Here is a 5,482-nt window from a genome sequence, read left to right as displayed (position 1 = left end):
CAACGGTCTCGACAACCACGAGCTGCACCGGAGGCCCTGCCTTCATGCGGACCACAACCCAACACCACCCGACCGAGGCTGATCACTCGAACCGACGTTCCTCAAGATCGATAGCGCAACAGCTTCTCATACGAGCGTTTACGCAAGGCCTGGTCGGGCGTCGGCGGCCGGCAGGCAGGGCCTACGCTGGGTCCGCACTTGTCACGGCCGACCACCGGCCCCAGTCGCCGAAACCCGGCCCCGCGCCAGGTCCGCCACCACACGAGAGTCCGGCTTCATGACCACGAGTCCCACCACCCGGCACGCATCCTCGCATCGGCGCCGCTCCAGCCGCCAGGGACTCGCCGAGCCCGCCGTACCCGTCGTCGGGCAGCCCTCGCAGGAGACCCTCCACTGGGAGCTGCCGGCCCTGCTGCTGGTCCTCGTCCTGGCCACGGTGCTCTATTTCTGGGGCATGGGCGAAGCGGCGATCCACCCCTACTACAGCGCGGCCGTCCGGTCGATGTCCGCGAGCTGGCGCTCGTTCGTCTTCGGTGGGCTCGACGCGGGCGGGTCGATCACCGTGGACAAGATCCCCGGCGCGCTGTGGCCGCAGGCACTGTCGGTCCGGGTGTTCGGACCGCACGTCTGGGCGGTGGCGTTCCCGCAGGCTGTGGAGGGCGTGCTCAGCGTCCTGGTGCTGCACCGCATCGTGCGCGCCTGGGCCGGACCGGTCGCCGCGCTGCTCGCCGCCCTGATCCTCGCGCTCAGCCCGATCAGTGTGGCGCTGGGCCGGCACAGCATTCCGGACACCCTGCTCACCTTGCTGCTGGTGCTGGCGGCCGGAGCGCTGCAGAAGGCCGTCCTGACCGGGAGACTCGTGCCGCTGCTGACCTGCGGCGCTCTGGTGGGGCTGGCCTTCCAGGCGAAGATGCTGCAGGCCTGGCTGGTGCTGCCGGTCTTCGGCGCGGTGTACCTGCTGGCCGCGCCGGGTGCTCCGCTGCGCCGGGCGGGCCGGGTGCTGCTAGCCGGCGGCACGGCGTTCGTCGTGTCCTGCGCCTGGGTGCTGCTGGTCTATCTGACCCCCGGCGGCCAGCGCCCCTACCTCGACGGGACGCGCAACAACAACCCGTTCACCCTGGTCTTCGGCTACAACGGCCTCAGCCGCTTCGGCGGCGCCCCGGACGCGCTGGGCTCCGTGGCCGGTACGACCGCCAGCCGCGCCAGCGGGAACACCGGCCTGACGATGCTGCTCAACAGCACGATAGGCCCGCAGATATCCTGGTTCCTCCCGCTGTCGCTCCTCGCCTTCGTCCTCGGTGTGCTGTGGCGCAAGGGGCAGCCCCGCACCGACCCCCTGCGCGCCGGTTTCGTGCTGTGGGGCGGCTGGCTGCTGCTGCACACGGTGGTGTTCAGCTCCTCCAACGGCAACCACGGCTATTACACCGCCGTCCTCGCACCGGCGCTGGCCGCGCTGTCGGGCGCCGGCCTCGCCCTCTTCCGGTCGCAGTGGCAGGCGGACGGTCCGCGCCGCGTGGCGCTGCCCGCGGCGATCGCGCTGACCGTCGTGTGGGCCGTCGTGCTCCAGGTCCCGCACCATTCCTTCGCGCCGTGGCTGCTGCCCCTGGTGCTGGTGCTGGGGCTCGGCGCGGCGGCGGGCCTGTGGATCCGCCGGGCGCGCGAAATGCCGCAGGTGGCGCGTTGGGCCTTCACGGCGGGGGTGGCGGCCACGCTGCTCGCCCCGGCGGTATGGACCGCCTCGACCCTGGACTCCCGGTACGCCGGCTCCGCGATGTCCCCGCTGGCCGGACCGGTCGGCAACGCCTACCAGGAGCAGGTCCGCCACCCGGCGCACCGGAGCGCCCCGATCACGTTGAACGACCCGTCGGTCCGGGACGCGAAGCTGCTGAAGTACCTGACCGCCCGGCTCTCCGGCGAGAAGTACCTGCTCGCCACCCAGGCCGCTTACACCGCGGAGCCGCTGCTGCGGGCCTCCACCCAGCCGATGCTGGTGATGGGCGGCTTCACCGGCCTGACCCCCTACCCGACGGCCCCGCAACTTGAAAGCCTGGTGGCCGCGCACCAGGTGCGGTACGCCCTGCTGACCGCGCAGCGGCCCGCCACTCCGGCGACCGCCTGGATCAAGGACCACTGCACCCGGGTACGCCCCAGCGCCTACGGCCACACATCGGACAAGAGCTCCCCGCTCTACGACTGCTACACCCCACGACGCACACCGGCCACCAAGGCCCGCTGATCGGGCGGGGCGGGCATGCCGCCCCGCCCGATCTTGAAGACCGAGCTGAACCAAGGCGCGGTGGGCGCTGCCGACGCTGTCCGCGATCGGGCCGAGTTTGCGGCCGGGCCGCACCGGTACAGGTCTTGCAGGGGGTACGGCCGGTATCGTCACGCAGCGCCGCCCTCCCTGTCCGGAACCGGTGCGACGCGGTGACCCGGCGGCCCGGCCCAGCGCGGCCATCACCACGCTCCACCCGAACACCGTCGTAGCGATGATCATGAGTTGCTTGCGGTCCATTCAGACTTCCCTTGAGTCGGCCAGACCCGCAGCCGATCCGGACGCCGCAAGGATCCCAGCAAGCGGGTGCCGAGCCGCCAGGCGGGGAGGTCAACCAGATTGGACGCAAAGGGAGTTGTCAAAACCGAATCGATGGGGATAAGAAGTCATCTCATTTGGATGGCTGGGCAGGCTGTCGGCCGTGGGGATTGATGAGCGGCTGGTGCCGGATGAGCGCGGGTGCGGCTGGAGCGGATCTGGACCCACAACGTCCGCTATGGACGGGCACTTTGACCGTGTACCCCCGGGGCCGCCGCTCACCGTCTCGGGTCGTCGTCATCCACCGGGTGATCCCAACCGGCGCCGTATTGGAGGCGTTTGGCCGTCTCCACGAGTTGGGCCAAGGGATCCCTGCTCAGGCGGCGTCTGAGTGAGAGTAGCGAAAGGAGCGGGTGTCTCCAGGCGCGCATGAATGCCGCTGTTGTGGCGTTGGGCATGTCCTGTTCTCGATCGTTGTCAAGGGCGCCGGAGGAGAGGGCGCTCCGGAGGAAACGCCACACCGCGCCACCTCTTCCGCCGGGTAGAAATATCCACCAGCATGGGCGACCCAACCCGGCAGTTATCCGGAAATTCGAACAGCTTTTGCGCGCCCCGAGGGCGGCACGTCCGGTGGCGGGCACGGCAGTTATGGAGGAGTGGACATGAGAAGTACGGTCCCGAGGCAGGCATTGGAATGGCTCGCCGCTGCCGCGACGGATCCCCGGGCGTGCAAGCGGGAGTGGGAACATGGTGAGAGCGGGACCGTGCTACTGCCCGCCGGACGGTTCTGGGACGTGCTCAGCGTCCCGGAAGAGCTGGGTCTGCTTGCCGTCGACGCCCTGTTGCGCGTCCCCCGGCAGGAGCCCGGTCCGACGTTGGCGGACTTCGGCGCCCACCGAGTGGGGTTCTTCCTCCCACCCGATCCCACGACCCACTGGGTGGGCTGCGGCACTCGCTATGCCGGGAAGGGGACGTGGATCGCGGTGCCGGCCCCGCACCGGGCTGCGGGTCGCCTGCGATGGCTCGTCCCACCCGACGGCACCGGCACCCTGTACAGCCCCGCCGCGGTGGAGCTCGCGCTCCGTCAGGCGGTCGGCCTGCTCGCCACCGTAGTCCGGCCCCGGCGGCCCCATCCCTGGGACGGTCCGGCGAGTACCGGGCACGCCGCTCGCGACACCACTCCCAGGGGCGAACGGCGCTGATCGGGCCAGGTCCGTAGGTACTCCCGCCCGGCCCCGGGCCTGCGCCTCGGGCCGCCCGGGCACCATCCGCCCGTGGGCCTGCCATTCGGCGACGAGCCCGGAATAGATCGGAGGGTCCATGCAGTACGCCCCTTTGGGTTCGGCCTGTGTGCGATGGCGGCCCGTATGACCGACGGGCCCTGGGCCAACCAGCCCTGGGCCAACCGGCCCTACGTGGCCCAGGAGCCACCCGGTCGTCGTGAATGTGCTGTTCATGTCCTACCGCAACGACGTTTCGCGCGCCGGTGGTACGCCCGCTCTCCCTCGCTACCTGATCGGGTGAGCGCCCCTCACGCGTAAGGGGCCATGTTTTGATCGGATCAGACGCACACGGAGCTGTGAGCGGAGACATGCCGGGTCAATGGCAGAGCGGCCATCTCCGCGGCGCCGATGTGCACTCCGGTCGGGTAGGCGTTGGTGTCGAGTTCGGCCGTCACCCTCAGTCCGGTACGCGTGGTGGTCGCGGCGATGGATTGCATGATGACTTCATGGCTGGTCAGTGGTCGGCCGCGCCAGTTCATCGTGATGTGGGAGAAGAGCCGGGGGCTTTCCCCAAGGCCGGGTAGTTAGCGTTTTCGCAGGTCACGCAAGGGAAGTTGGTGACCATGTCGTGGCGGCGTAGAGGCCGGGGCCGAGCTTGTGGATGAGGCCGCTGGTGGCCCAGCGGTTCAGTTGTCTGTACATGGTCTCCAGGGTGACGTCGCCGAAGTGAGCCGCAATGTCGCGGGGTTGCCACAGCCGAGTGGGGTCTTCCTGGAGCAGGGTCAGAATTCGGTGTCGGCGGCGCTTGTCGGGGGCGGTGTGCCGATCGTCCCGGGAGGCGGTGGGCAGCGCGGGCTGCTGATCGGTGGGTTCGAGGATGGTGACGTCGAGGTGGGTGACGGTGCGGCTTGGGCTTTCCCCTTGATCGAGGACACCGGTTGTCATGCGGCGATGGTCAGCGTGGTTGATCGTTGTTCGTAGGTGATCGGGCTCTGTTGGCCGAGGGCGGAGTGCCGTCGCCTGGTGTTGTAGCGGGTGACCCAGCGGAAGACGGACAGGCGGGCGGCGCGGGCCCCGGGCCAGCGTTTCGCGCCCTGGAGCGTCTCGCGTTTCATGCTGGCGTTGAAGGACTCCGCGGCGGCATTGTCGGCGCTCGTGCCGACGGCTCCGCGCGATCGGATCACGCCGAACCGGTCACAGAGCGCCGCGAACTCCTTGGACGAGTATTGGGCTCCGTTGTCGCTGTGGAAGATCGCTCCATGCAGGTCTCCGCCCCGCGTGCCGGCGGCGGCCCGCAGGGCGTCGGCGATGAGTTCGGTCCGCATGTGGTCGGCGATCGACCAGCCCGTCAGTCGCTTGGAATGCAGGTCCAACACGGTTGCGAGATAAAGGAATTGTCCGTCCCCGATGGGCAGGTAGGTAATGTCGCCGACGTACTTCTGGTTCGGTGCAGCGGCGGTGAAGTCCCGCTGGAGCAGGTCCGGCACCGGCGTCGCGTCGGGTGCGGGAACCGTGGTGCGGACCTTCTTACGCAGGTGCACCCCCACGATGCCGCGTCGGCGCATCAGCCGCTCGACACGCTTGTGGTTCACCAGCCGTCCCTCGTCCCGCAGCTCGGCGGTGATCCTGGGACTGCCGTAGGTGCTGTCGGACTCCCGGTGGATCTCGGCGATGCGCTCGGTGAGGACCTGGTCGGCGCGTTCGCGCTCGGCCCGGGCCGAGCCGG

General features: G+C 69.6%; 4 protein-coding genes and 1 pseudogene. 2 read left to right on the top strand and 3 right to left on the bottom strand.

What is annotated here, in order from left to right:
* The first annotated feature begins 277 nt into the window (after nucleotides 1-277).
* Together O3W51_RS47080 and O3W51_RS47075 are read left to right on the top strand one after the other, a co-directional pair.
* Entirely contained in the window at nucleotides 278-2,236 is a 1,959-nt protein-coding gene (locus tag O3W51_RS47080; RefSeq protein ID WP_138359253.1) for an ArnT family glycosyltransferase, read from the top strand.
* A 959-nt stretch (nucleotides 2,237-3,195) separates the two neighbouring features.
* Nucleotides 3,196-3,735, top strand: coding sequence for a hypothetical protein (locus tag O3W51_RS47075; RefSeq protein WP_232486204.1), 540 nt, complete (start codon nucleotides 3,196-3,198; stop codon nucleotides 3,733-3,735).
* Nucleotides 3,736-4,124: 389 nt separating this feature from the next.
* Here O3W51_RS47075 and O3W51_RS47070 read toward each other — a convergent pair.
* The 3 genes and pseudogenes from O3W51_RS47070 to O3W51_RS47060 form a co-directional block, all read right to left on the bottom strand.
* Nucleotides 4,125-4,316 (bottom strand): annotated as a pseudogene (locus O3W51_RS47070) (ISAzo13-like element transposase-related protein); the annotation flags it as partial.
* A 40-nt stretch (nucleotides 4,317-4,356) separates the two neighbouring features.
* Nucleotides 4,357-4,701 (bottom strand): helix-turn-helix domain-containing protein, encoded by a 345-nt coding sequence (locus O3W51_RS47065; RefSeq protein ID WP_138359255.1) that lies wholly within the window; start codon nucleotides 4,699-4,701, stop codon nucleotides 4,357-4,359.
* Nucleotides 4,698-5,482 (bottom strand): IS3 family transposase (locus tag O3W51_RS47060; RefSeq protein ID WP_269290162.1); only part of this gene is annotated, 785 nt, incomplete at its 5' end. The genes O3W51_RS47065 and O3W51_RS47060, both read right to left, overlap by 4 nt.

It is taken from the genome of Streptomyces sp. H39-C1 (genome assembly GCF_027158125.1).
Taxonomy (GTDB): domain Bacteria; phylum Actinomycetota; class Actinomycetes; order Streptomycetales; family Streptomycetaceae; genus Actinacidiphila; species Actinacidiphila fildesensis.
The sequence above is the reverse complement of the archived record's forward strand: the minus strand, read 5'-3'. Positions and strand labels throughout refer to the sequence as shown.